Consider the following 25,459-nt stretch of genomic DNA (forward strand, 5'->3'; position numbering starts at 1 on the left):
ACTGGACGGGCGCTATCAGACCGGCTGTCAGGCGGATGCGTCGGCCAGGGTCTGATCGGTGGGAGCGGAGATGGACGGGTTGCGGTCCTTGATCGCCGCACGTGCCGATCGCACGCCTGCGCCATAGTCGGGGTGGACTTGATCGAACAGCTTGCACTGACGCTCTTCGATGAAGTCGGGGATGTCGCCCATGGCCGCGGCGATATTGGCAAACAGGCGGGCCTTTTGCCCTTCGTCGAACAAGTTGAACAGCGCGCGAGGCTGGACGAAATCATCATTGCCCTCGCGGTGGTTCCACCGATCGGCGTCGCCCGATATTTTGAGCGGCGGCTCGTCGAAGCGATGATCCTCGACCGGCCCGCCAAAGCTGTTCGGCTCATAATAGGCCGCCGGATTGGGATTGTTGGGGAAGAAACGCATCGCCCCATCCTTGTGATAATGGTTCACCGGACAGTGCGGCGCATTGATCGGCAACGCTTCATAATGGGTGCCGATGCGATGGCGATGGGCGTCGGCATAGGCGAAGATACGCGCCTGGAGCATCTTGTCGGGCGAAAAGCCGATACCCGGCACGATGTTGGACGGGCTGAACGCCGCCTGTTCGATTTCCGCGAAATAATTGTCGGGGTTGCGGTTCAACTCCATCACGCCGATGTCGATCGGCGGATAGTCCGCATGGGGCCAAACCTTCGTCAGGTCGAACGGGTTGTAGGACGTCTTGTCGGCGTCCGCTTCCGGCATGATCTGGACCTGCATCTTCCATTTGGGGAAATTGCCGGTCTCGATCGCCTCGAACAGATCCTCCTGCGTGGATTCGCGGGTGCGGCCGACGACTTGTGCCGCTTCCTCATTGGTCCAATGACGGTGACCCTGCATCGTCTTGAAATGGAATTTCACCCAGAAGCGCTCGCCTGCATCGTTGATCAGCGCAAAGGTGTGGCTGCCATAGCCGTTAATGTGCCGTATGTCGGTGGGCAGACCACGGTCGGACATCAGGATCGTCACCTGGTGCAGCGATTCGGGCGATAACGACCAGAAATCCCACATCGCGGTGGGTGACCGCAAGTTCGTGCGGGGATGACGCTTTTGCGTGTGGATGAAGTCGGGGAATTTCAGCGGATCGCGCACGAAGAAGACCGGCGTATTGTTACCGACCAGATCCCAATTGCCTTCGGGCGTATAGAATTTCAGCGCAAAGCCGCGCACGTCGCGTTCAGCGTCGGCGGCGCCCGCTTCGCCCGCCACGGTGGAGCAGCGCAGGATCATCGGCGTCTGCGCGCCGGGTTGTAGCACCTTGGCCTTGGTATATTTGGAAATGTCACCGGTGATCGTCAACACGCCATGCGCGCCCCACCCCTTGGCATGCACGACTCGCTCCGGCACCCGTTCGCGATTCTGGTGGGCCAGCTTCTCGATCAATTGATAGTCCTGCAGCAGCAAGGGGCCGCGCGGCCCTGCAGACAGGCTATTTTGATTGTCGGCGATCGGCGCACCCGCGCTGGTGGTCATGGTCGGCTTGTCGGCCATCATCATTCTCCTCATCTTGGATGAGGGGAGAATAGGCCCGAATGGCATTTCGACAAAACAGTATATACCGCGCTCGATGATCGATTTTACCGATCAACAAAAGCGCTATGCGCTTTTAGCCATGCACCCGAATGGTCAGGCTTTCTCCAGCGTGCATTGCAACGGATGCTGGTTCTGCCGGGCGAAATCCATCACCTGGTTGACCTTGGTCTCTGCAACTTCGTAGCTGAAAATGCCGCATACGCCGACGCCGCGTTGATGGACGTGCAGCATGACGCGGGTCGCCTGCTCCATGTCCATGCGGAAGAAATGCTGGAGAACGTGGACGACGAATTCCATCGGGGTGTAATCGTCGTTGAGCATCAGCACCTTGTAAAGCGAAGGCTTTTTGGTGCGCGTACGGGTGCGGGTCGCGATGCCGACGCTGGGGCCGCCAGGGCCTTCGCCTTGGTCGTCCTGGTCCTGACCCGCCATTGTCGCAGGGTCGGCATAGGCTGAGGTGATGCTGTTCATGATGCTGCAGAATATGGCGATTTGTCCGGCCATGGCAAGGGGCCGATGGGGCAGGACGGTGCAGCAGAGCGGATTTCAGCGTTAACGCAAAGGGGCGCCCTTCCCATCGGGGAAGAGCGCCCTTTCAACTACAGGCAGGAAAGCGCGGGCGCTTAAGCGGCCAGCGACTTCACCTTGTCGGTGACGAGCGTCACGCGCGCGGTCAGCGGCTGGGCGATGTCGCCAGCAACCTTCATCATCGCTTCGCTGTTCTTCGCGGCTTCCTTGGTGAATTCGTCGAAGCTGCTGGAGAACATCTGGCTCTGCAGCTGGAAGAATTCGGTCGGCGTCTTGACGGTCGCGAAGCTCTTGAGGGCGGCGGTAGCCTTCTCGAAATTCTTGCGGCTGTAGTCGACGGCTTCCTGGCTCATCGTTTCCATGGCCTTGGCAGCGATCTTGCTCGATTCGACCATGGCTTCGACATTGCCCTTGGCGATGTCGCTCATTTCTTCGATCGCCTTGGTCGACTTCTCGACGCTGGCCTTCGCCTTTTCATTCATGTCGGCATAGGCGGTTTCGAGCTTGGCCTTGGTGTCCTCGGCGAACTTCTTTCCGGTTTCCATCACGTCGTTCATGATCTTCGTTCCTTCTGTTGCCGGCAGCGGCAGGGTTGCGGTCGTCTTGGCCTTTTCGTCGAGGCTCTTTGGTGTCTCAGCTTCGGGGGCCGCCTCAGCGGCCACTTCCGTATCGGGTTCGGGCATGGCATCGACGGCCGTCGTTGCAGCGACGATCGCCGCGGGACTGGCATCTGTTGCCTTCACCGATTTGGCGGATGGATTGGCATCCATCGCAGGCACGGATTTGGCGGACGGATTGGCGTCCATTGCGGGGACCGATTTAGCCGATGGATTGGCGTCCATCGCCGGAACGCTCGATGCCGCCTTGCGCGGGGCAGGTTTCCGAACGGCCGGTGCAGGCTCGATCGCCGCCTCAGCCGCTTTCAATGCTTCGCTTGCCGATAATGTCGCCGAGTCGCGTTTACCGGGCTGGGCATTGCGTCCGGTCTTTGGGGTAACAGCCATGACCATCCTCCGTTTGTTGCACTGCACAATAAGCCTGCGAATAAGAAATTGCAAGATTTATTGTGCAGTGCAACAAAAGTGCCATCTGCGGCCTGTCGCATACCGCGAACGGCTCGCCGCAGCGTGGTGAAGGGCGTGCTTATTCGCCTTTCACATAGCGCCCTGGCGCATCTTCGATCGCCTTGAGCCGCCCCTTGCCTGGCTGGCGCGCGCCCTTGACCGCGACGGTGCGCGAATCGATCGTTTCGAGCCAGCCGCGCCAGTCCGGCCACCAGCTTCCTTTGGTTTCCTTGGCCTGCGCGACGAAGGCGTCGAGCGTCGGCTGGGCCTCGTCGCAGACCCAATATTGATATTTGTTGGCGGCAGGCGGATTGATGACGCCAGCAATATGCCCGGATCCTGCCAGCACGAAGCGGATCGGGCCGGACAGATTTTCAGTCAGCTTCCAGACGCTTTCCAGCGGCGCGATATGATCTTCCTTGCCAGCCTGAACATAAGCGGGCGTCTGCACCGTCTTGAGGTCGATCGGCGTGCCATCGACACTGATTGCGCCGGGGGTCACCAACAGATTGTCGCGATAGAGCTGGGTCAGATAGTCGCGATGCCAGCGCGCGGGCAGGTTGGTGGTGTCGCCATTCCAGTAGAGCAGGTCGAACGGCGGATAATCCTGCCCCAACAGATAGTTATTGACGACATAGTTCCAGATCAGGTCGCGCCCGCGCAGGAGGTTGAAGGTCAGCGCCATGTAGCGCCCGTCAAGGAAACCGCCGGTCGATAATTTGTCCACCAGCTTCATCTGTTCATCGTCCACGAACAGGGTCAGGTCGCCTGCCTTGCTGAAATCGACCTGGGCGGTGAAGAAAGTCGCGCTCGCCACCTTGTCCGCCTCGCCCCGTGCCGCCAGCAGCGCCAGCGTCGCCGCCAACGTGGTGCCCGCCACGCAATAGCCGATCGTATGGACGCTCTTGACCTTGAGCAGGCCTCGCACCGTGTCGATCGCATCGACTTGGCCGCGCAGGATATAATCGTCCCAGGTCAGATCCTTCATCGAGGCATCGGCGGATTTCCACGACACCAGGAAGACGCTGATCCCCTGATCCACGGCCCATTTGACGAAGCTTTTTTGTGGGGACAGGTCGAGAATATAGAAACGGTTGATCCACGGCGGGAAAATGATCAGCGGGGTCTCCAGCACCGTGTCCGTCGATGGCGCATAATGGATCAATTGGTAGAGCGGGGTTTCATGGATGACCTTGCCCGGCGTCGCGGCGATATTGCGGCCCAGTTCGAACTGGGTGCCGTCGGTGTGGGTCAGTTGCCCCTTTTCCATGTCGGCTAGCATATGCTGCAGGCCCTTGACCAGATTCTCGCCGCCGCTTTCGATCGTCTTCTGGACAACCGCCGGATTGGTCAGCGGAAAGTTGGAGGGCGACAGCGCATCGAGCATGCCCCCGGTCGCAAAGCGCAGCTTGGCCTTCTGCTTGGGGTCCACGCCATCCACCGCATCGGCCAATTGGGTCATATAGTCCGATACCAGCAGATAGCTCTGCCGGATGATGTCGTAGAAGGGATTTTGCGTCCAGGCCGGGTCGGCGAAGCGGCGGTCCTTGCGCGCGGCGGGGCTGTCGGCCGGAACGGGGGCTGGTTCATCTCGCCACATGCCGCCCGAATCGATGAAGCGTTGCCACATTGCCAGCCCTTCGTCGGCAAAGCTCGATTGAATGCGCGCCACGGTTTGCGGATCGAAAGGCAGCGTCATGCCCGACGCGCCTGCCGCCTGCTCCAGCATCAATTGCTGGGCGCGACCGATCGCATGCGTCCATTGCTGCATCTGGTCCAGCGTCGGCAGATGCGGCTCCATGACATCAGCTTTATCCATGGCCACTCTCCTCTTCCTGGCATCAATTCATCGCGCCGCTTTTTCTGGCGTGGCGCAGGCTGGCCGGTTATAGCCAGATTGTGACGCGACAACGGCGTGCGCCGCACTATTCCCTACCGAGAGCTTTCAGGAAAGCCCCTATAATGTCCGAAGAATTCTACCGCATGAAGCGCCTGCCCCCTTATGTCATCGCCGAAGTCAATGCGATGCGGGCGGCGGCACGCGCGGCGGGGGAGGATATTATCGACCTTGGCATGGGCAATCCCGACCTGCCGCCGCCGCCGCATGTCATCGACAAGTTGATCGAGGTGGTGCGCAAGCCCGACGCCCATGGCTATTCCCAGTCCAAGGGCATTCCCGGCCTTCGCAAGGCACAGGCCAATTATTATGGTCGCCGCTTCGGCGTCGATGTCGACCCGGAAACCGAAGTCGTCGTGACCATGGGGTCGAAGGAAGGGCTGGCGAGCCTCGCCACCGCGATCACCGCGCCGGGCGATGTCGTACTGGCCCCCAACCCTAGCTATCCGATCCATATGTTCGGCTTCATCCTGGCGGGCGCTACGATCCGGTCGGTGCCGACCACGCCGGATGAGAATTATTTTCGCTCGCTCGACCGGGCGATGGCCTTCACCGTGCCGCGCCCGTCGATCCTGGTCGTCAATTATCCGTCCAACCCGACCGCCGAGACGGTGGACTTGGCCTTTTACGAGCGGCTCGTTGCCTGGGCGAAGGAGAATAAGGTCTGGATCTTGTCCGACCTTGCCTATTCCGAACTTTATTATGACGGCAAACCGACGCCCTCGATCCTGCAGGTGCCGGGCGCGAAGGACATCGCAGTCGAGTTCACCTCGCTCAGCAAAACCTATTCCATGGCGGGCTGGCGGATCGGCTTTGCGGTCGGCAACAAACAGTTGATAGCGGCGATGAGCCGGGTGAAATCCTATTTGGACTATGGCGCGTTCACACCGATTCAGGCAGCGGCTTGCGCAGCGCTCAACGGGCCGCAGGATATCGTCGCAAAGAACCGCGAGCTTTATCACAAGCGCCGCGACGTGCTGGTGGAAAGTTTCGGCCGCGCCGGATGGGACATCCCTGCCCCGCCCGCCTCCATGTTCGCCTGGGCACCGCTGCCGCCTGCGCTCAAAGAGATGGGGAGCCTCGAATTTTCCAAGCAATTGCTCACCCATGCCAAGGTCGCGGTCGCGCCAGGCGTGGGTTATGGCGAGGATGGCGAAGGCTATGTCCGCATCGCCCTGGTGGAGAATGAGCAGCGGTTGCGGCAGGCCGCGCGCAACGTGAAGAAATATCTCCAGTCGATGGGTATCAACACGCCCGCTAAGGGCGCAGCCTGATCAACAGGCGAACAGGAGCGTGATGAGCGGCTTTATTTCCCTGCCCCAGGTTTCGCAGGTCGCCCAGACGATCCAGCTGGCCGTGGCACCTGTGTTTCTGCTCGCCGGGATCGGCGCATTCCTCAACGTTTGCGCCGCGCGTCTGGCGCGCGTCATTGATCGGGCGCGGGTCGTCGAAAAGGCCGTGATGGTGTCGCGTGGCGAGGAACATGACCGGTTGGTCGGCGAAATTCGTGTACTCGACCGGCGGATGAGCGTGGTCAACGGCGCGATTTTCCTGTGCGTGGCGTCGGGTTGCGCCATCTGCCTGGTCGTGATCCTGCTGTTCGCCTCCGAACTGGTCGATGCCCATCTCGGCACGGCGATTGCCATCCTGTTCATTCTGGCGATGCTGTTGCAGGCAGCGGCATTCGGCACCTTCATTCAGGAAATCCGGCTGGCCGCTCGCACCATCCATATCCGCAACGAAGTCCTCTATCACAAGGCCGAGGCGGAGGAAGAAAACGCGGCATGACCCGCTTCACCGTCAATGACCGGCCCGTACAATATCGCATGGACCCGGAAACGCCGCTGCTTTGGGCGTTGCGCGATGCGTCGAACCTGACCGGCACCAAATATGGCTGCGGCACCGGCGATTGCGGTGCCTGCACGGTGGACATCGACGGCGAAGCGGTCCGGTCCTGCCAGGTCACGATCGGCAAGACCGAAGGGCGGTTCGTCACGACGATCGAGGCGCTGTCGCCCGATCGCGGCCATCCGCTGCAACAAGCGTTCGCCGCCGACAATGTATCGCAATGCGGCTATTGCATTCCCGGCATGATCATGGCCGCGTCGGTGCTGCTGCGCCGGAGCAATGACCCCAGCGATGAGGATATCGACGCCGCGATCACCAATATCTGCCGATGCGGCATCTATCCCCGGTTGCGTGGCGCGATCAAAAGGGCGGGACGAATCATGCGCGGGGAAGAACGGGTTGCCGCCGCGCCGCCGCCCGGCATCACCCCGGAAAATGCTTCGAAGACGGTGCCAGCGCTCGGAAAACCCTGACTGCTTAGTCGGACGGCGCGATCATCGGTCCCAAGGCCTGAGCGAGCGTCGTGCCCGAATAGGGTTTCTTGACCAGCACGATATGCGCGAACCGTTCGGGCAATTCCAGTCCGTCGCCATAGCCGGTGGCAAAGAGGAAGGGGATGCCCTTCTGTGTCAGCAGGTCCGCCACCGGCAGGCTGGTTTCGTGGCCGAGATTGAAGTCCAACACCGCCAGGTCGATCGACTGGACCATGATCGCTTCCTGGGCGCGACCGACGCTGGCGACGGTCGAGACGTCGGCCCCCAGATCGCGCAGCGCATCCTCGCCATCCATGGCGATGATCATATTATCCTCGACCAGCAGGACGTTGCGGCCACGCAGCAGGCCGGGCGTCACGGCTGTTGCCGGCTTTGCCCGATCCCGCGACACGGCTTCGGGCAGGACCGAGACGATATGCCGCGAGGGAATGCAGAAATGCGCTTGGATCCCGGCCAGCCGGTAGTTGATTTCGGCATGTCCCTCCAGATCATAGGGGATGGAGCGTTCGATGACGGTCGAGCCGAAACCCCGGCGCGTCGGCGCGACCACGGCGGGGCCACCGCTTTCAGTCCAGTCCAGCAGCAGGCTGCCATCCTCGTCCACGCGCCAGTCGATCGTCACGGTGCCGCTGTCCGACAGCGCACCATATTTGGCGGCATTGGTCAGCATTTCATGGATGACCAGCGCCATGACGGTGAAACAGCCGGGCGTCAGCAACACATTAGGACCGGACAATTGCACCCGGTCGCGGCGCTCGCCCAGATAGGCGCCTGCTTCCACCTCTATGAGGTCGTACAGGCGCGCAGGGCTCCAGCGATCAGCGGTGATCTGATCATGCGCCCGCGCAAGCGCATGGACGCGGCTTTCGAGCGTACCGATAAATTCCTCGACCGTCGCCGCACTATCACGGGTCTGCGACAACAGGCCGCGGATCAGCGAAAGGATGTTGCGGACACGGTGATTGAGTTCCGCGATCAGCAATTCCTGCTTCTCGTTGGCGCGCTGCCGTTCCTGATCCGCCGAATCGGAGAGGCGCAGAACGACTTCGAGCAGGGCGGTGCGCAGCGCTTCTGCCACACGCAATTCGGCAGGGGCAAAGGGCAGCGCTACGCCCTTGACCAGCTGCGACCAGCTTTCGAAGCTCTTGCGCGGGGTCAGGCGCGGGCCGTTGGGGCCATATTCGATATGCTTGTCCTGCTGCCCGGCCCAGCGCACCGAGCGCAGCTGTTCGGCCCGGAACAGCACGACATAATCGCGCGGACGACGCGACAGCGGGATCGCCAGCAGTCCGGCTGCGCGGTCGGCATAATCGGCCGCACCCGGCAGCACCGCAGAAAGATTGTCCGTGGTATAGATTTGGCTGGCCGCCACGCGATTGAGCATCGTGACGATGGCCGAGAAGGCCGCAGGATCGGGCGTCAGGCCGGAAAAGGTCATCTGCCCGTCGATATAGATGCCCACGCCATCGGCCGGAATCGTGTCGAAAATGATGTCGCCAAGCCAGCGGGCATTGGACAGCAGGTCATGATCCTGCGCGACGGCAGCCATCAACCGGTCGGCCACCTGCCGCGCTTTGCCCTCATAGGTGGCCGTTTCGGCACGCTCGCGACTTTCGAGCATCATCGAGAAGATCTGGCCGAACAATTCGGCCGCGCTGCGCTGCGCGAAAGTCGGCAGGCGGGGCGCATAATGGTGGCAGGCAAACAGCCCCCATAATTTGCCTTCGACGATGATCGAGATGGAGAGCGATGCCCCCACCCCCATATTGCCGAGATATTCGATGTGGATCGGCGACACGGCGCGGGTGAGGCACAGCGACATGTCGAGCGCCGCTCCGGTGGGATCGAGCGCAGGCACCACCGGAACCGGCACGGCCTTCACATCGGCGATCACGCGGAAGATATTGCGCAGATAGAGGGCGCGGGCCTGCACCGGAATATCCGATGCGGGGTAATGGAGGCCATAAAAACTATCGACACCAGAGCGCAGCGCTTCGGCGACCACCTCGCCGTCGCCGCCCTCCGCAAAGCGATAGACCATGACCCGGTCGAAACCGGTCAGCGCCCGCACCTGCCGCGCGCCATCGCGCAGGAACGGGGCCATGCCCTCCACCTGCGCCAGCCGGGAGACCATCGAGCGGACGATGCTGCTTGCCTCCATCTCGTCATGGGAAGCGGGTTCGCCCTCGATCACAACCAACTGCCCGGAAAAATGCACGGCGATGTCGAACGCCGGGCCACCGTCCATCAGCGCCAGAGAGAAGATACGCTCGACCGAATCGGGACCGCGCAGCAGGGTGATGCGGTTGCGCAGCATATGGATCGCATCGGCGGAAAAGACCGCACTGATCGGCTGGCCGAGCAAGGCTTCGGGTTCATGGCCGATGAAGGCGGCACTATTGGCCGATACGCGCGACACCAGCCAGTCGGCAGTCAGCGCGATCAGAAAACCGAACGGCTGGATCGTGCCAAGGACATGGATCGGCTCGCGATCGCAATTGGTAAGGTCGACGGCGAAGCCAGTCGCTCCGTCGACATCAGCCATGCGCAGCCGCTCGCTCTGCCGTGCCCGCTTGCGAGAAGAGGGCGAAGGCCGCCTGGGCACCCTGCACGGCGTCGTCCAGCCAGCCTTCGCCGCCTTCCGCACCAGCGCTATCGAGCGCGTGCTGGAAGGCAATCCATTCGCCCTTGCCATGGACCGCCGAGAGATAGGCAGTGGGCAGATCGGGTGCGACCTTGCGCGCCAACATGGCACCGCCAAGCCGCGAGCCTTCGAGCGCGTAGAGCAGCCCCCAGCGATAGCCCTCGCTGGCACGATCCTCCAGCGGCAGGGGCGCGGGCATGGCCTGTCCCAGTGCCGCGATGTCGGACGCCAACAGCGGCAGGCGGGGCACCGACGGCCGTGCAACCGGCTCCAGCGCACCCAAAGCGCGGGCATGGGCCGTCAGAAAGCGGCGATAGCTGTCGGGCGAATCCATCGCATGATCAGCAAACAACGCATCGACCTGTCGATGATTGTCTGTCGTTGCGTCGCGCAAGGCCAGGCGGATTGCGCCAACATGGGGGGATTTTTTCACGGCGCAGTCCTATAGCGAGTTCGTGACCGCTGCACTGATCTGGATCAGCTTTTATGCTTGCACAGCACATATCGAACATCGGGCACGCGATATTTATCATGATCGCAAGATGAACCATAGTCCATGTTCACCATCGTCCAATGCTTTCAAATGGCTGACGAACGGGTTCAGACTTGCGACACGCCGAATGGCATAGTCGTACACCATCAGGGCGCAATGTGTGCCCGCATGAAGAAAGTCCGAACCATGTTCAGGAAGATGATGCTGGCGGGGTTGATGAGCGCGACATTGCTGAGCGGCATCGCGCCTGCCTATGCACAAAGTGAGCCGCGCGACCGTGGCAATCGCAGCGAGCGGATGCAACGGCCTGATCGTGGTGCGGGCGAACAGCGGGGCAATCGCATGGTTCGGCCGCAAGGCGAGCAATCCTACCGCTGGCAGCAGCGCGGGAATGTAAGCGCGCAAGGGCAACCACAGATACAGCGTCCGGCCCAGGCACCAAGGCCCGCCGTCGGGATGGCACCCTATCGCCCCGACATGCGCGATCAGCGCCGTGCCGACCCGCGCGTGCGCGCCACGCCTGATCGCAACCTGCCCAACCGGGTCGTGACCACACCTGGCCAACGCGACGGATGGCAGGACCGACGCGAGGAACGGCGAGACGATCGCCGGGATGTCCGCGCAGACCGCCGGGATGGACGGCAGGACTGGCGTAATGATCGACGCGACGATCGCCGTGATGATCGACAGGATCGGCGCGACGACCGCAGGGACGATCGGCGCGACGACCAGCGGTGGAACAATAACCGTGGCTGGGTAGCGGGCGTCGGCAACAATAATTGGAACAATGGCCGCCGCTATGACGATCGCGCGCGCTGGAGCAACCAGAGGCGCTGGGACAATGGCTGGCGGCAGGATCGGCGCTATGACTGGAACAGCTATCGCAGCCGCAATGGCAACCAATTCCGCATGGGCCGCTATTATGCCCCGCGTGGGTGGGACTATGGCTATCGTCGCTTTTCGGTCGGGATCACCCTGTCCAGCCTGCTCTATGCCAATAATTATTGGCTGAACGATCCCTATGCCTATCGCCTGCCGCCTGCCTACGGCACGCTGCGCTGGGTCCGCTATTATGACGACGCCATGCTGGTGGATGTTCGCGATGGCTATGTCGTCGATGTGATCCACGGGTTCTTCTGGTGACGTGACGATACTTCCTGAACTGGCCTTCAGGAACCCCTGACCCCGGAGCGGCAACGCTTCGGGGTCTTTTCATGCGCCTGCGGTCTGTGGCAGGAAGCCCCAATGACGGACATAGTGGATGATGGCGGCATTGCCTCCCCTGCGCGCGCACAGATCGGTGCGGGCGTGCGCGCTCGGCTGGAGCGCAACCCGATGGTCAGCCGCATCGACAGCGACCGGATCGACATCTTCGGACGCCACGGTTTTCTGAGCAGCGCGGAATGTGCGGGTCTCCGCGCGATCATCGACGCAGGCGCGCAGCCATCGACATTGTTTTCGGGCAGCGCGAATGCGGACTATCGCACCAGCCATAGCTGTAATCTCGACCCCTTCGACGACTTGGTCCGAACGGTCAGCGATCGGATCTGCGCCTTGACCGGCTTGCCCGCCGATCATGGCGAAACCTTGCAAGGCCAGCGCTATGCGGCGGGGCAGGAATATAAGGTTCATTGCGACTATTTTCCGGTCACCGCCGATTATTGGCAGCGGATGCGCAAGAGCGGCGGACAGCGTAGTTGGACCGCCATGATCTATCTGTCGGACGTGGAAGCGGGCGGCGAGACGCATTTCCCGCATTGCGAATTCATGGTGCCGCCGGTTGAGGGCATGTTGCTGGCATGGGACAATATGGACCGGACAGGCGCGCCCAACGCCATGAGCCTGCACGCCGCGCGTCCCGTGGAAGCTGGCACCAAATATGTCGTGACCAAATGGTTTCGCGAGCATCGCTGGGGCACGGGATGACAGTTACAATTTGCGACATAAATGACTGAAAACTGACAGACGCATTCGCGCATCGTTCAGCCGCGGAGCGGCATATCTCTGTGTGTTGGCAGCGGAACCGGACCTTTTCCTCTCGGTTGAGCCGCCAGACACAATGGAGACGAGATATGCGTAAACTGATCATCCTGGGCCTGCTGGCCGCAACGGTTGCGCCGAGCGTTGGATCGGCGCAGTCCGCCCGCGAAGTCCGCCAAAGCCAGCGCGAACTGCGCGAAGAGCAGCGCGATCTGCGCCAGGCGCAGCGCTATGGCGACCGCCGCGATGTGCGCGATGAACGACGCGACGTGCGCGAGGCGCGCCGCGAAGTACGCGAAGACTGGCGCGACTATCGCCGCAGCCATCGCAGCGTCTATCGCGCCGGCAACTGGCGCGCCCCCTTCCGCTACAATCAGTGGAATGCAGGCGCGCAGCTTCGCCCGGCCTATTACAACTCGCGCTATTATATCAGCGACCCCTATCGCTATCGCCTGCCCCGTCCGGGCATGAACCAGCGCTGGGTCCGGCATTATAACGATGTGATGCTGGTGAATGTGCGCAATGGTCGCGTGATCCAGGTGCATCGCGGCTTCTTCTGGTAAGAGTCCGCCGACAGGAGAACGGCCCCAACGCACAAGCGTTGGGGCCGTTTCTCTGGTTTCATCCCTTGGCCGCGCTGCCCGTTGCCGGGCAGGCGCGGCCGATGGCACGCAGGGCGCGCCATCAGTCCGAAAGGGGGGTGGACTGACCCGCAAACGGCTTGTCCGGGCAAATGTTCCAGCGCGAAGCGCTGCCTTTACGCCGCCAGCGCTTCCGCAATCAGAGCGCGGCTGTTGGCGATGCCGTAAAGCGCGATAAAGCTGCCCATGCGCGGCCCCTGATCCGCGCCGAGCAGCGTCTGGTAGAGCGCTTTGAACCAGTCGCGCAGTTCAGCGAAACCGAACGCCTCGTCCTTGCCGATGGCATAGACGATATTCTGGATATCCTCGGCCGATGCGCCTTCCGGCAGCGCGGCAAGTTCCGCATCCAGCCTGCGCAGAGCCGCCGCCTCATGCTCGTCGGGCGCGCGACGTTGCAGCGTGGGGGCCACGAAATCGCGATGATAGGCCAGAGCATGGCCGATCAGCGCGTCCAATTCCGGGTAGGTTTCCGCATTGGCATCAGCGACGTAATTTTTGAGATAGGCCCAAACCTGATCGCGGCTGGCATCCCCCATCACGCCGACAAGGTTCAGCAACAGGCCGAAAGTCACTGGCAGCGTGCCGTCCGGCAGCTTGCCATCATGCACATGATGGACCGGGTTGCCGAGCTGCTGCTCGATCGCCTGGTTGGCATAATTGCCGCGAAACTGCCAATATTCATCGACCGCGCGCGGGATGACGCCCATGTGCAACTGCTTCGCCTTCTTCGGCTCGCGATAGGCATAGAAAGCCAGGCTTTCCTGCGGACCATAGGTCAGCCATTGTTCAAGGCTGAGGCCATTGCCCTTAGACTTGGAGATTTTCTCGCCCTTTTCGTCGAGGAACATCTCGTAATTGAAGCCTTCGGGCGGCCGTGCGCCGAGCGCGCGGCAGATTTTGGACGATTGGGTCACCGAATCGATCAGATCCTTGCCCGCCATCTCATAATCGACGCCCAGCGCGACCCAGCGCATCGCCCAGTCGACCTTCCATTGCAGCTTGGCTGCCCCGGACAGGATCGATTGTTCGATCATCTCGCCCTCATCCTCGAAACGGATGAGGCCAGCGTCGGCGTCGATCACCTCGACCGGCACCTGCAGGACGATGCCGCTCTTGGGGCTGATCGGCAGCACCGGCGAATAAGTTGCCTGCCGTTCCTTGCGCAGGGTCGGCAGCATGATGTCCATGATGGCCTGATAATGGCGCAGGACATTTTTGAGCGCATCGTCGAACGCACCCGCCTGATACCGGTCGGTGGCGGACACGAATTCATAATCGAATCCGAAACGGTCCAGAAACTCCCGCAGCATCGCATTATTGTGGTGCGCGAAACTTTCGAACTTTTCGAACGGATCGGGCACCTGTGTCAGCGGCTTGCCCAGATGCTGCGTCAACATCGCCTGGTTGGGCACATTGTCGGGCACCTTGCGCAGCCCGTCCATATCGTCGCTGAACGCGATCAGCCGGGTCGGCACATCCGACAGCGCATGCCAAGCATTGCGGACCATGGTGGTGCGCAGCACTTCGTTGAACGTACCGATATGCGGCAGGCCCGATGGACCATAGCCGGTTTCGAACAGGATATGTCCCTTGGCCGGAACGCCGCCGTCCGGCCCATGGGGCGGATAGCGTTTGAGCAGCTTGCGCGCTTCTTCATAGGGCCAGGCCTTGGCCGCCTGCGCGGCGGTACGGAGCGTGTCGGATACGGTCATGCCCGGCCTCTACCGCCCCGCCCCGCGAAAGGGAACGGCTTTTGCTGACAATCCCCGTTAGGAATTGGCCGTCTTTGCCTTTCATTAACCTTGAATGTTGATAATGGCTGCGGTGATTGGAGGCGATATGCAGATCAAGCGCAGCCGTGAGCGCATCTCCGTCGAGATCCCCATCGTCGTCACGACGGTGCTCGACAGCTTGCGCGGCGTGATCGTCGACTTGAGCGAAGGCGGTGCCCAGGTCGTTGGCTGCACGCTCCCCCCGAAATCCCAGTGCCAGCTCGACTTGGATGGCTATAGCGTGTTCGGCACCGTTCGCTGGTCCGAAGAGGACCGGATGGGCATTCGCTTTCCCTACGAATTGACCGAGGGGCCGCTGTTCGAAAAGCTAGAAGCGGTAAAGGCAGCCCGCCGTGCGCCACTCCCCTTTCAACCACGCCCGCAATCCATGGGCATGGGGGGTGGCGGATTTGGCCGCCGTACAGGCTGAAAGCCAACCAAAACAGGTTTTCCTTTTGTTCCTGTTCGCCTAAGCCGGGCAGGTGATCGACCCCGCCGACCTTCCCGCCCTTCACGCCAGCCATGGCGGCATCTGGTTGCGCGATAGCGGCCGCACGCAGGGGCTCGCCAAGGGACGAGCGATCGCCCGCGCGGCCGAAACCCCCGTGCTGCTGCTCAATGCACCTTTGACCGGCCAGCGGCTCGGCTATCCCGAATTGAACGGCCTCGACCTGCTGGAATTATGGGCTTTTCTCCACCCCGCCCGCTTTCTGGTGCCCACACCCAAGGGGCTGGCGGCGGCGCTCAATTTGGCGGTTCCGGCCAGCGAAGGCGACATTCCCGGCCTGCTGCAACAAGCGGCACAAGTGATGCTCGATCGGCTGGGATCGACCGACTGGACCGAGCGCGAAGGCGGCTGGACCGCAGCGCAATCGCTGCACCGGTTGCGCTGGACCTGGGCACCGCTGGTCGCGCCGCGCATCGCCAAGCCCAAGGAAGCCGAACGCTGGCTCTTTTCCAAATTGCCCGAATGGGAGGAGGCGCAGCCCCGCCCCGCCCCGCGCACGATCGCGCTGGATGAAGGACAGGTGCTGGCCCGGCTCGACGCACTGACCGGTGCAGGAGCCGAACCGCGTCCTGGTCAGCGCGCTTATGCCGCCGCCGCCAGCGCTGCCTTCCTGCCGCGTCGCCATCGCGACCAACCCAATATGCTGCTCGCCGAAGCAGGCACCGGCATCGGCAAGACGCTGGGCTATCTCGCCCCCGCCTCGCTCTGGGCGGGACAGGCGCAGGGGACGGTGTGGGTGTCGACCTATACCAAGGCGCTGCAGCGCCAACTCGATCGCGAATCGCTGCGCCTCTTTCCCGACCCCGCCATTGCGGCGAAGCGGGTGGTGGTGCGCAAGGGGCGGGAAAATTATCTTTGCCTGCTCAATCTGGAAGACGCGCTACAGGGCGGCTTTACCGGCCGCGCGGCGATATTGGCACAACTGGTCGCGCGCTGGGCAGCGTTCAGCAAGGATGGCGACATGGTCGGCGGCGACCTGCCCGGCTGGTTGCCAACGCTGTTCCGGCGCAATGGATCGACCGCGCTGACCGACCGGCGGGGCGAGTGCATCTATGCCGGCTGCCCCCATTATCGCAAATGCTTCATCGAGCGGTCGTCGCGGGCGAGCGCGGATGCGGACATCGTTATCGCCAATCATGCGCTGGTCATGATCAACGCCGCGCGCGGGCGGGAAACCGGCCAGCGACCACAGCGAATCATCTTCGACGAGGGCCATCATCTATTCGATGCCGCCGATTCGACCTTTTCAGTCGCGCTGTCGGGGCAAGAAGCGATCGAGCTGCGCCGCTGGATCATGGGGCCGGAGGGCGGATCGCGCGGGCGGCGGCGCGGGCTGGCGGCGCGCCTGTCCGATCTTGCCAGCTATGACGAGGAAGGCGGACAAGCGATCCGCGCAGCGATCGACGCAGCGCAGGCGCTGCCCGCTGACGAATGGCTCAAGCGCGTCGTCGCAGGCGAACCGTTCGGGGGGCTGGAAGCCTTGCTGACCGCGGTACGCGCCACCGTCTACGCCCGCGCCGCCGATACGGGCGAGGCGGATGCAGGCTATGGCATGGAAACCGAGCTGGCCGAACCGGACGGCGCACTGGTCGAGGCGGCACAGGAAGCGGCGCTGGCGCTCGACGCGCTCATCAAGCCATTGGTGCGGCTGGGGCGGCGGCTGGAAGCGGTGATAGAGGATGCGCCCGACTGGCTGGACAGCGCGGCGCGGGCGCGGATCGAGGGCGCAGTGGCATCGCTCGGCTGGCGGCGCGACCTGATCGCGGCCTGGCTAGCGCTACTCACGCGCATCGGCGGCCCGGCGGACCCCGACTATGTCGACTGGCTGGCCGTCGACAGGATCGAGGGGCGCGAGTTCGACATCGGCATCCACCGCCACTGGCTCGACCCCAGCCGTCCGCTCGCCGAAGCTGTGCTGAAACCGGCGCAGGGGGTGATCGTCACCAGCGCGACTCTCAAAGGCGGCGGCGAATGGAGCAATGCGGAGGGGCGCAGCGGCGCAGTCCACCTGCCCCATGGTGCCGAGCGGTTCGAGGCAGCCAGCCCCTTCGACTATCCGGGGCGCGCCGAAGTCTTGATCGTCACCGACATCAAACGGGGCGACATCGCCGGGCTCTCCGGTGCCTATGGCCGCTTGATCGAGGCGGCGAGCGGCGGCACGCTGGGGCTGTTCACCGCGATCCGGCGGCTGCGCGGCGTCCACGCGCGCATTGCCGACCGGCTGGCGCGCGCGGGCCTTCCGCTTTACGCGCAGCATGTCGACCCGATCGACACCGGCACGCTGGTCGATATCTTCCGCGACGATCCGCGCGCCTCGCTGCTCGGCACCGATGCCTTGCGCGATGGTGTGGACGTACCGGGCCATTCGCTGCGGCTGGTGGTGATGGAGGGGGTACCCTGGTCCAAGCCTACAGTGCTGCACGCGGCGCGGCGACTGGCTGGCGGCGGCAATGCCTATGACGACCGGCTGATCCGCGCGCGGCTGGCGCAGGCGTTCGGACGGCTGATCCGCCGGGCCGAGGACAGGGGCAGTTTCGTGATCCTGTCGGCCGCCATGCCCAGCCGACTATTGAGCGCCTTCCCGCCGGGAACGCCCATCCGTCGCCTGACGCTGGACGAAGCGATCCTGGCGGTCAACGCCAGTGCGCGCGCGCAAACGCTTGGCGAAGCCGCCGCTTTGGGGCATCAGGGGGCCGAATCCGGCATGCCCCCCCAGGAGACAGAATGAAACGGCTGACCCTGTTGCGCCACGCCAAGTCGGACTGGGACGATCCGGTGGCTCGGGATTTCGACCGGCCGCTGAACCGCCGGGGCGAAAAGGCTGCCATATTGATGGGCCAGTTCGCCGCGCGCCGCGCCATGCAGTTCGACATGCTGGTCGCCTCGCCTGCTGTGCGGGTCGTGGAGACGCTGGACGTCTTCTTCACGGGCTATGGTCAGATACTCGACGCGCATTGGGACCGGCGCATCTACCTCGCCTCCTCCCCCATCCTGTTCGACGTCGTCCGCGACCTGCCCGACAAGGCCGACAGCGTTTTGATGGCAGGACATAATCCGGGGCTGGAGGAGTTGATCCTCGACCTCGTCCCGGATGACGGCAACAATGACTTGCGCGAGAATGTGGAGGCGAAGTTCCCGACCGCCAGCATAGCAGTGCTTGACCTCGCCATCGACCGCTGGTCGCAGGCAAAAGAAGGTGTCGCAACACTAGCCAGCTTCACCCGACCGCGCGACCTCGACCCCGCATTGGGGCCAAGTTCGCGGTGACGCCGATCACGTGGCGCCGGGCGGAGGCACGCGACGCCCCTGCCCTCTCCATCTTGGGCGGCGCGACTTTCCTCACAAGCTTTGCCCATGATCATCCGGGCGCGGCGCTGACCGCCCATATCCGCACCGCGCATGGCGAGGCCTATTATGCATCAGCGCTCGCCGATCCGGCGCAGACGGTACTGATCGGCGAAACTCCGCTGGGCGCGGCGGTGGGCTATGCGATGATCACCCCGCCCGACCTGCCGATAGCCACCGACCCGGCGCGTGACGTGGAATTGAAGCGCGTCTACCTGCTGCATGGCTGGCAGGGTGGCGGGCATGGCGATGCGATCATGGCGCTGGTGGTCGAAGAAGCGCAGCGGCGCGGGGCGCGCCGATTGCTACTTGCCGTCTATCCGCAGAACGAACGCGCACGTCGCTTCTATGCGCGACATGGCTTTGGCGAGATCGGCGAATTGACCTTCATGGTCGGGGACGTGCCGTTCCGCGACCTCATCTATGCGCGAACGCTATAAAGCGATCGCACGCGCCAGCGTAGCACGGATGGTTTCGAGACGCGTCAGCAGGTCTTCTTCGGCCTGCGGCGGCGAAACCGGAGGAGCAGCACCATTGCCATCCTCCAGCGCCTTTTGCGCACCCTTGACGGTGAAGCCCTCCACGTTGAGCAGATGGTGAATGCGGCGGGCGAGATCGACGTCGGCGGGGCGGTAATAGCGCCGATTGCCGGAACGTTGCAGCGGTCGCAACTGCGGAAACCGCGTTTCCCAATAGCGCAAGATATGCTGGGCCAGACCCAGTTCACCGGCCAGTTCGCCGATGGTCAGAAATGCCCCCTCCGTCTTTTTCATGACAGCGATGTTGCACCCACAGCCGGGCGCGCGTCAACCATGGTAAATGTCGGAGAAAGAAGAAAAAGCCAGCGGGCTATGATGGGAATCAGGCGACCCGGTCGCGCATCGTCTGGCTGGCGCGAAACGTCAGCACCCGACGCGGCTGGATCGGCACCTCGACTCCGGTCTTGGGGTTGCGACCCATGCGCTGCGTCTTGTCGCGCAGGACGAAGGTGCCGAAGCTGGAGATCTTCACATTCTCGCCGCGCTCCAGCGCGACCGACATATGATCGAGGATCGATTCGACCAGCGCAGCGGCTTCCGCCCGCGACAAGCCGACATGGCGGTTGAGGCTTTCCGCCAGATCCGCGCGCGTCAATGTACCCGTGCCGCTCATAACCCGTCGCTCCCCGATGACAGAGCGCCAAATTGACCGATTTATGCCAAATGTGCAAGCATTGCCTGCCGTTACGTCACAGGCGAATGACGCAGGCGCCCCAAGTGAAGCCACCACCCATCGCTTCCAGGACGATGAGTTCGCCCGGCTTGATCCGCCCGTCGCGCACCGCGAGGTCGAGCGCCAGCGGAACCGACGCAGCGGATGTATTGGCGTGGCGGTCAACGGTCACCACCACCCGGTCGGGTGACAGCTTCAATTTGCGCGCCGTCGCGTCGAGAATGCGGGCATTGGCCTGGTGCGGGACCAGCCAGTCGATGTCGGCATTGGTCAGGCCCGCCATCGCCATGACTTCGTTGAGGACCGAGGCGAGGTTGACGACCGCATGGCGGAACACCTCCTGCCCGCGCATCCGCAATTTGCCCACGGTCTGCGTCGTTGACGGGCCGCCATCGACATAGAGAAGCTGGTTATGGCGACCGTCGGCGTGCAGTTTCGACGCCAGTATGCCGCGCGCGCCACCCGCGCTTTCCTCCGCCCCCAGCACCACAGCGCCCGCGCCATCGCCAAACAGGACGCAAGTTGCGCGATCCTCCCAGTCGAGGATGCGGCTGAAGGTTTCCGCGCCGATCACCAGCGCGCGGTTCGCGGCGCCCGACCGGATCATGCTGTCCGCCACGGTCATGGCGTAGAGAAAGCCTGAGCACACGGCGGCAACGTCGAACGCGACACAATCGTCGATGCCAAGCGCGGCCTGGACGGTGGTCGCGGTGGCAGGAAAAGTCTGGTCCGGCGTTGCCGTCGCCAGGATGATAAGGTCGATATCCTGCGCCGCGACACCCGCTGCGTCGAGCGCAGCGCGGGCAGCATCGGTCGCCAACGTAGAGGTCGTTTCACCCTCTCCCGCGATATGGCGGTTACGGATGCCGGTGCGCTCGACGATCCATTCGTCGCTGGTATCGACAGTCTGCGCCAGTTCGGCATTGCTGACCGCGCGAACGGGCAGGGCCGAGCCCGTGCCCAGCAATATCGATCGACGGATCACTTGACGGGCAGCTCCAGCTTGGCGGCTTTAGTAGCCGACAGGTCCGCAATGCCCGCCATATCGGCGGCGATGCGGCGGGTGATGTCCTCTTCCAGCAGCCGCGCGGCAACATGGACCGCATTGGCCACGCCCTTGGCATCGGCGCTGCCATGGCTTTTCACGACGACGCCGTTGAGGCCCAGGAAAACCGCGCCATTATGGTTGTTGGGGTCGAGATGATGTTTGAGCAGGTGCATGGCAGGCTTGGAGATCAGGAAGCCGATCTTCGAGCGGATCGAGCTGGTGAACGCCTTGCGCAGCACGTCGGTAACGAAGCGGGCGGTGCCCTCCGCCGTCTTGAGCGCGACATTGCCTGAAAAACCGTCGCACACGATCACGTCGGTATCACCGCGGCTGATCTTGTCGCCCTCGGTAAAACCATCGAACTGAAGCGGCAGGGTGTCGGCGGCGCGCAATATGGCGGCGGCGTCGCGAATCTCGTCCGTGCCCTTGAGATCCTCGGTGCCGATGTTGAGCAGGCGCACGCGCGGCCGTTCAAGGTCGAAGGCGATACGCGAATAGGCCGCGCCCATCACCGCGAACTGGACGAGGTTGCGCGCGTCGCATTCGGTATTGGCGCCCAGGTCGAGCATGATGACGTCATTGTCGCCCAGCGTCGGCAGCATCGCGGCCAGCGCAGGGCGATCGACGCCCGGCATGGTCCGCAGCGCCACTTTCGCCATCGCCATCAGCGCGCCGGTATTGCCCGCCGATACCGCCGCCCCGGCCTGACCCGATTTCACGGCCGCAATGGCCATGCTCATCGAGCTGTCCTTCTTGCGGATCGCGACGCCGGGCTTGTCCGCGCCATCGACCACCGAAGCGGCATGAACGACGTCCGATGCGGCCCGCAAATTAGGGTGGCTGTCGAGCGCGGCCTTGATCCGCACTTCGTCACCGAACAGGGTGAAAAGGAGTCCATCGTGCCGGTGACGCGCGAGTGCAACACCCGCGATCATCACACGCACGCCTTCATCCCCGCCCATCGCGTCAATTGCGATTCGCGGTTGCCTGGACACGCTGATCACCCCTTTGCGGAGATCGAGACTGGCTTACGCCCCGACGGCGACGATTTCGCGACCGTTATAATGGCCACAGGCACCGCACAGATTGTGCGGGCGCTTGAGTTCGCCACAGTTGGAGCATTCCTGGAATGCTTCGACGCGCAGCGAATCGTGGCTACGGCGCATACCGCGCTTGGAGGGGGACGTTTTCCTTTTGGGGACAGCCATGTCGGCACCTTGTTCCGTAAATTATCTGGTTGTGCGACTGGCCGGTTTCCGATGGAGACGCAGACGCCACAAGGCGCCGCAGACCCATGCGGCCCGGGTGATCGCGAAGCCCTGCGCCTATAGCGGTTTTTGTTCGGGGTGCAAGTCCTTCCTTGCCGATCGCGCCCCACGCCCTAGACTGAAGCCCTACCGCAACGGGGGAATTTTCATGGCTTTGCCGATCACGCTGACCTTTGCCGCAGCCTGCGCGCTGCTCAACCTGTGGCTGGCGATTCGCTGCGTCCGGCTGCGCGCCAAGGACAAGGTGCTTCATGGCGACGGCGGCAGCGGGCTACTGGCGCGGCGGATGCGCGCCCAGGCCAACTTCATCGAATATACGCCGATCGTGCTGATCCTGTTCGCCCTCGTCGAGCTAGCGGTGGGTGGCTCCTTATGGCTGTCCATCGCGGCATTGGTCTATGTGCTGGCGCGCGTAGCGCACGGCTTTGGCATGGATGCGGACAAGCCCACCGTCTGGCGGGCCGTTGGCGCATTGGTCACCTGGCTGGTGATGGTGGGTCTCGCGATCACGGCGCTGACGATCGCCTACACCGCCACGCGCGAAGTGCCTGTGCCGCCCGCGCTGGCGGCACAGGTGTAGGCTTTAGCCCGCCAGCACCGAATCGGCGACAAAGGGGTTGGTGCGGCGTTCATGGGCGAAATTGCTCATCGCGCCGTGGCCGGGGACGAAGGCCGTGTCGCCCCCCAATGGCCACAGCTTGCCGGTAATCGCGTCGATCAAATCCTGATGATTGCCGCGCGGGAAATCGGTGCGGCCGATCGATCCCTGGAACAGCACGTCACCGACGATCGCGAGTTTGCTCGGCGCATGGTGGAACACGACATGGCCCGGCGTATGGCCAGGACAATGGATGACGTCGAAGGTCAGGTTGCCGACCGTCACATGGTCCCCATCCTGCAGCCAGCGATCAGGCTCGAAGCTCTCCCCCGGTACGCCCCAGCGTTTGCCGTCTTCGGCCAAGCGCTCGATCCAGAAACGATCCTCTTCGTGCGGCCCTTCAATCGGCACGCCAAGATCGCGGGCCAAAACCCCCGCCTGCCCACAATGGTCGATATGGCCATGGGTGACGAGCAATTTCTCGATCGTGACCCCCTGCTCCGCCGCCGCGCGTTTCAACACCGGCAGGTCGCCGCCCGGATCGACGAAGGCACCGCGCATGGTTTGGGTACACCAAAAGAGGGTGCAATTCTGCTGGAGCGGGGTGACCGGGATCAGCATGGCTTTGAGCGGAGGTGTCGTCATGCCCCCGATGTGGCGAAGCGAGGCGGCGGGCGCAAGGCTAGACCGCCTCGTCCAGCGCCGCAAAGGGCTCGGCCAGGCTGATGCTGTCCAGCACCTTGGCAGTTTCATCGCGAACGCGCAGCATTACGCGGTGCAGGCGGCATTCCGACTCGGGCAGGCAATTGGTGCAGCTTTCATGCGCGAAACGACTGGCGCAGGGGGTCAGGGCGAGCGACCCGCGCGTCATCCGCACGATGTCGCCATAGCTGATATCGACCGGCGCCAGCGCCAACCAATAGCCCCCGTCCCGCCCGCGCTGGGTCGCGACCAGCCCTTCGCGCGACAATTCGGAGAGGATGACGGTCAGGAATTTCGCCGGGATATTCTGGCGTGTGGAAATCTCGCCGAGCGGCACCGGACCCTGGCGGTAGCGATCGGCAAGATGTTGCAGCGCGCGGATGGCGTAACGGGTCTTCTGGGACAACATAGCGTCGTTATTCGCCCCCTCGTCCGATTTTACAACCCGCTCAACGCGCGGGCACAAGCGCCGCCCGCGCCTGGCCTGGAAAGTCGCTGAACAGGCCGTCGACCCCGGTGGCGACGATGGCGCGGACATAGCCCGTGAAATCACCTAACCCCTGAGGATCGTCGAGCCGCTGATATTGCGGCGGCAGGAAGCTATTTTCCATCCGCATCGTCCAGACATGGACCTGCAAGCCTGCATCATGCGCGCGCCCGACCAGCGCAGTCGCCCCTTCGGGTGCGATCACCAGCGCCGTCGACGGCCCGATCCCATCGGCATAGGCCGCGACATCGGTCAGCCCCTGAACGGTGAGCATATCCGCATAGCTGGTGCCGGGCAGGTCGGCAGGGCCGCCCTCGGCATCGACCAGCTGGATGAGGCGCAGGCGCGAGGCTGCGCGGATCGCTTTCAGATTGCCGACCTCGAACGACTGGATGAAGACCGGATCTGCCTCGGTCTGATAGCCATAGCGGCTCAGCAGATCGAGCAACGGAGCCTGATGCGGCAGGCCAAGCCCAGCGAAATAGCTCGGATGCTTGGTTTCGGGATAAAGCCCGATGCGGCGGCTGCTCTCGGCCTCCTTGGCGCGCACCAGTTGCACTATCTCTTCGAAGGTGGGAATCGGATAGAGGCCGTCGAACCGCTTGTTGGCAGTGCGCAGGTCCGGCAACCGCTCGCGGGCGCGCAGCGTGCGCAGTTCGGCAAGGGTGAAATCCTCGGTGAACCAGCCCGACATTTCTAGGCCGTCGATCGTCTTGCTCGTCTTGCGATCGGCAAATTCGGGATGGTTGGCGACATCGGTGGTGCCGCCAATCTCATTTTCATGCCGGGCGACGAGGACGCCGTCCTTGGTCAGCACCAGATCCGGCTCGATATAGTCCGCGCCCTGGTCGATCGCCCGCTCATAGCTGGCAAGCGTATGTTCGGGCCGCTCCCCGCTGGCACCGCGATGGGCGATGATCAGCGGATCGGCCCGCGCGGCAGAAAGGGGGATGAGGCTCATCAACAGCAACAAGCCGATCCGCACCACATCCCCGCCCCTCAAGCCGAAACGCCTTGCAGCGCGTTTTCGTAGGTCGTGGCCTTGAACCCGATGATCGTGCCCTTGCCGGTGTCGAGGATCGGCCGCTTGATCAGCGACGGGTTGGTGATCATCAGCAGGATCGCCTTGTCCGCATCGATATGCGCCTTGTCCCCCGCATCAAGTGCGCGAAAGCTGGTGCCAGACCGGTTGAAGATGGTTTCCCAGCCATGTTCCATGACCCATTCCTCCAGCTTGGCTTTATCCACGCCCGAAACCTTATAGTCGTGGAAGCTGTAGGGGACGCGCTCATTGTCCAGCCAGTTACGGGCCTTCTTGATCGTGTCGCAATTTTTGATGCCGTACATGGTGATCATGGCGA

27 protein-coding genes are annotated in these 25,459 nt (G+C 63.1%); 11 read left to right on the plus strand and 16 right to left on the minus strand.

All coding sequences use genetic code 11. The annotated features are described in order from the left end of the window. Window positions 1-27 precede the first annotated feature (27 nt). The 4 genes from SxD43FB_RS02570 to phaC all read right to left on the minus strand — a co-directional run bounded on the left by SxD43FB_RS02570 (window position 28) and on the right by phaC (window position 4,980). Window positions 28-1,527, minus strand: a complete 1,500-nt coding sequence (locus tag SxD43FB_RS02570) for a catalase (protein WP_096060996.1) — start codon at window positions 1,525-1,527, stop codon at window positions 28-30. A 135-nt stretch (window positions 1,528-1,662) separates the two neighbouring features. Next, window positions 1,663-2,073, minus strand: coding sequence for an ATP-dependent Clp protease adapter ClpS (gene clpS / locus SxD43FB_RS02575; RefSeq protein ID WP_096060854.1), 411 nt, complete (start codon window positions 2,071-2,073; stop codon window positions 1,663-1,665). A 119-nt stretch (window positions 2,074-2,192) separates the two neighbouring features. Next, window positions 2,193-3,101: a phasin family protein gene (locus SxD43FB_RS02580; protein ID WP_096060997.1), complete on the minus strand. Its 909-nt coding sequence runs from the start codon at window positions 3,099-3,101 to the stop codon at window positions 2,193-2,195. 139 nt (window positions 3,102-3,240) lie between these two features. Continuing rightward, on the minus strand, window positions 3,241-4,980 hold the full coding sequence (gene phaC, locus SxD43FB_RS02585; RefSeq protein WP_096060855.1) for a class I poly(R)-hydroxyalkanoic acid synthase: 1,740 nt from the start codon (window positions 4,978-4,980) through the stop codon (window positions 3,241-3,243). Between the two features lie 143 nt (window positions 4,981-5,123). Between phaC and SxD43FB_RS02590 the strand changes: the two genes are divergently transcribed. The 3 genes from SxD43FB_RS02590 to SxD43FB_RS02600 are packed head-to-tail and all read left to right on the plus strand — an operon-like array spanning window position 5,124 to window position 7,379. Next, window positions 5,124-6,332, plus strand: a complete 1,209-nt coding sequence (locus tag SxD43FB_RS02590; RefSeq protein ID WP_037474771.1) for an LL-diaminopimelate aminotransferase — start codon at window positions 5,124-5,126, stop codon at window positions 6,330-6,332. Between the two features lie 22 nt (window positions 6,333-6,354). Continuing rightward, entirely contained in the window at window positions 6,355-6,846 is a 492-nt protein-coding gene (locus SxD43FB_RS02595; protein WP_037474768.1) for a DUF2721 domain-containing protein, read from the plus strand. Next, the gene (locus SxD43FB_RS02600; protein ID WP_037474766.1) at window positions 6,843-7,379 is read left to right on the plus strand and encodes a (2Fe-2S)-binding protein; all 537 of its coding nucleotides are present in this window, start codon (window positions 6,843-6,845) and stop codon (window positions 7,377-7,379) included. Before SxD43FB_RS02595 ends, SxD43FB_RS02600 begins: the two co-directional genes overlap by 4 nt. Window positions 7,380-7,383: 4 nt before the next feature. Here the strand turns inward: SxD43FB_RS02600 and SxD43FB_RS02605 are convergent, their stop codons facing one another. Together SxD43FB_RS02605 and SxD43FB_RS02610 are read right to left on the minus strand one after the other, a co-directional pair. After that, window positions 7,384-9,945 carry an HWE histidine kinase domain-containing protein gene (locus tag SxD43FB_RS02605; protein WP_096060856.1) on the minus strand — a complete coding sequence of 854 codons (2,562 nt, stop codon included), beginning with the start codon at window positions 9,943-9,945 and terminating at the stop codon, window positions 7,384-7,386. Next, window positions 9,938-10,477: a biliverdin-producing heme oxygenase gene (locus tag SxD43FB_RS02610; protein ID WP_096060857.1), complete on the minus strand. Its 540-nt coding sequence runs from the start codon at window positions 10,475-10,477 to the stop codon at window positions 9,938-9,940. The genes SxD43FB_RS02605 and SxD43FB_RS02610 overlap by 8 nt, the downstream gene beginning before the upstream one ends. A 228-nt stretch (window positions 10,478-10,705) precedes the next feature. On the opposite strand from SxD43FB_RS02610, the gene SxD43FB_RS02615 reads away from it, so the two are divergent. The 3 genes from SxD43FB_RS02615 (at window position 10,706) to SxD43FB_RS02625 (ending at window position 13,080) form a co-directional block, all read left to right on the plus strand. Next, window positions 10,706-11,680 (plus strand): RcnB family protein, encoded by a 975-nt coding sequence (locus tag SxD43FB_RS02615; RefSeq protein WP_255245581.1) that lies wholly within the window; start codon window positions 10,706-10,708, stop codon window positions 11,678-11,680. 102 nt (window positions 11,681-11,782) lie between these two features. Next, on the plus strand, window positions 11,783-12,463 hold the full coding sequence (locus SxD43FB_RS02620; protein ID WP_096060858.1) for a 2OG-Fe(II) oxygenase: 681 nt from the start codon (window positions 11,783-11,785) through the stop codon (window positions 12,461-12,463). A 146-nt stretch (window positions 12,464-12,609) separates the two neighbouring features. Continuing rightward, complete coding sequence (locus tag SxD43FB_RS02625) at window positions 12,610-13,080, plus strand: RcnB family protein (protein WP_096060859.1); 471 nt, start codon at window positions 12,610-12,612, stop codon at window positions 13,078-13,080. Window positions 13,081-13,274: 194 nt separating this feature from the next. On the opposite strand, the gene SxD43FB_RS02630 is transcribed toward SxD43FB_RS02625, so the two are convergent. Next, window positions 13,275-14,870 (minus strand): lysine--tRNA ligase, encoded by a 1,596-nt coding sequence (locus SxD43FB_RS02630; RefSeq protein WP_069065915.1) that lies wholly within the window; start codon window positions 14,868-14,870, stop codon window positions 13,275-13,277. 127 nt (window positions 14,871-14,997) lie between these two features. Here SxD43FB_RS02630 and SxD43FB_RS02635 point away from each other — a divergent pair, with 127 nt between their 5' ends. The 4 genes from SxD43FB_RS02635 to SxD43FB_RS02650 are packed head-to-tail and all read left to right on the plus strand — an operon-like array spanning window position 14,998 to window position 19,223. Continuing rightward, window positions 14,998-15,360, plus strand: a complete 363-nt coding sequence (locus SxD43FB_RS02635) for a PilZ domain-containing protein (RefSeq protein ID WP_037472688.1) — start codon at window positions 14,998-15,000, stop codon at window positions 15,358-15,360. Window positions 15,361-15,412: 52 nt separating this feature from the next. Then, entirely contained in the window at window positions 15,413-18,166 is a 2,754-nt protein-coding gene (locus SxD43FB_RS02640; RefSeq protein ID WP_096060860.1) for an ATP-dependent DNA helicase, read from the plus strand. Further along, a complete protein-coding gene (locus SxD43FB_RS02645) occupies window positions 18,163-18,705 on the plus strand; it encodes a histidine phosphatase family protein (protein WP_037472246.1) in 543 nt (180 codons plus the stop codon). Before SxD43FB_RS02640 ends, SxD43FB_RS02645 begins: the two co-directional genes overlap by 4 nt. Then, the gene (locus SxD43FB_RS02650) at window positions 18,702-19,223 is read left to right on the plus strand and encodes a GNAT family N-acetyltransferase (RefSeq protein WP_096060861.1); all 522 of its coding nucleotides are present in this window, start codon (window positions 18,702-18,704) and stop codon (window positions 19,221-19,223) included. The genes SxD43FB_RS02645 and SxD43FB_RS02650 overlap by 4 nt, the downstream gene beginning before the upstream one ends. On the opposite strand, the gene SxD43FB_RS02655 is transcribed toward SxD43FB_RS02650, so the two are convergent. From SxD43FB_RS02655 to rpmF, 5 genes are all read right to left on the minus strand, one after another. Beyond that, window positions 19,218-19,556, minus strand: coding sequence for a MerR family transcriptional regulator (locus tag SxD43FB_RS02655; RefSeq protein ID WP_096060862.1), 339 nt, complete (start codon window positions 19,554-19,556; stop codon window positions 19,218-19,220). The two genes, SxD43FB_RS02650 and SxD43FB_RS02655, sit on opposite strands and share 6 nt — an antisense overlap. A gap of 88 nt (window positions 19,557-19,644) precedes the next feature. Beyond that, window positions 19,645-19,935: an integration host factor subunit alpha gene (ihfA, locus tag SxD43FB_RS02660; protein WP_037472241.1), complete on the minus strand. Its 291-nt coding sequence runs from the start codon at window positions 19,933-19,935 to the stop codon at window positions 19,645-19,647. A 76-nt stretch (window positions 19,936-20,011) separates the two neighbouring features. Further along, window positions 20,012-20,980, minus strand: coding sequence for a beta-ketoacyl-ACP synthase III (locus tag SxD43FB_RS02665; protein ID WP_096060863.1), 969 nt, complete (start codon window positions 20,978-20,980; stop codon window positions 20,012-20,014). Beyond that, window positions 20,977-22,005 carry a phosphate acyltransferase PlsX gene (gene plsX / locus SxD43FB_RS02670; RefSeq protein ID WP_255245589.1) on the minus strand — a complete coding sequence of 343 codons (1,029 nt, stop codon included), beginning with the start codon at window positions 22,003-22,005 and terminating at the stop codon, window positions 20,977-20,979. The genes SxD43FB_RS02665 and plsX overlap by 4 nt, the downstream gene beginning before the upstream one ends. A 66-nt stretch (window positions 22,006-22,071) precedes the next feature. After that, window positions 22,072-22,251 (minus strand): 50S ribosomal protein L32, encoded by a 180-nt coding sequence (gene rpmF, locus SxD43FB_RS02675; protein ID WP_006957677.1) that lies wholly within the window; start codon window positions 22,249-22,251, stop codon window positions 22,072-22,074. Window positions 22,252-22,459: 208 nt separating this feature from the next. On the opposite strand from rpmF, the gene SxD43FB_RS02680 reads away from it, so the two are divergent. Beyond that, window positions 22,460-22,891, plus strand: a complete 432-nt coding sequence (locus SxD43FB_RS02680) for an MAPEG family protein (protein ID WP_096060864.1) — start codon at window positions 22,460-22,462, stop codon at window positions 22,889-22,891. 3 nt (window positions 22,892-22,894) lie between these two features. On the opposite strand, the gene SxD43FB_RS02685 is transcribed toward SxD43FB_RS02680, so the two are convergent. The 4 genes from SxD43FB_RS02685 to SxD43FB_RS02700 are packed head-to-tail and all read right to left on the minus strand — an operon-like array spanning window position 22,895 to window position 25,454. Continuing rightward, window positions 22,895-23,554, minus strand: coding sequence for an MBL fold metallo-hydrolase (locus SxD43FB_RS02685; protein WP_096060865.1), 660 nt, complete (start codon window positions 23,552-23,554; stop codon window positions 22,895-22,897). A 37-nt stretch (window positions 23,555-23,591) separates the two neighbouring features. Continuing rightward, the gene (locus tag SxD43FB_RS02690; RefSeq protein WP_037473224.1) at window positions 23,592-24,020 is read right to left on the minus strand and encodes an Rrf2 family transcriptional regulator; all 429 of its coding nucleotides are present in this window, start codon (window positions 24,018-24,020) and stop codon (window positions 23,592-23,594) included. 40 nt (window positions 24,021-24,060) lie between these two features. Then, complete coding sequence (locus tag SxD43FB_RS02695) at window positions 24,061-25,101, minus strand: glycerophosphodiester phosphodiesterase (RefSeq protein WP_096060866.1); 1,041 nt, start codon at window positions 25,099-25,101, stop codon at window positions 24,061-24,063. Beyond that, entirely contained in the window at window positions 25,098-25,454 is a 357-nt protein-coding gene (locus SxD43FB_RS02700) for an ArsC family reductase (protein WP_037473222.1), read from the minus strand. The genes SxD43FB_RS02695 and SxD43FB_RS02700 overlap by 4 nt, the downstream gene beginning before the upstream one ends. Between the last annotated feature and the right edge of the window lie 5 nt (window positions 25,455-25,459).

Origin of the sequence: Sphingobium sp. D43FB, from assembly GCF_002312805.1 — a bacterium.
GTDB lineage: Bacteria > Pseudomonadota > Alphaproteobacteria > Sphingomonadales > Sphingomonadaceae > Sphingobium.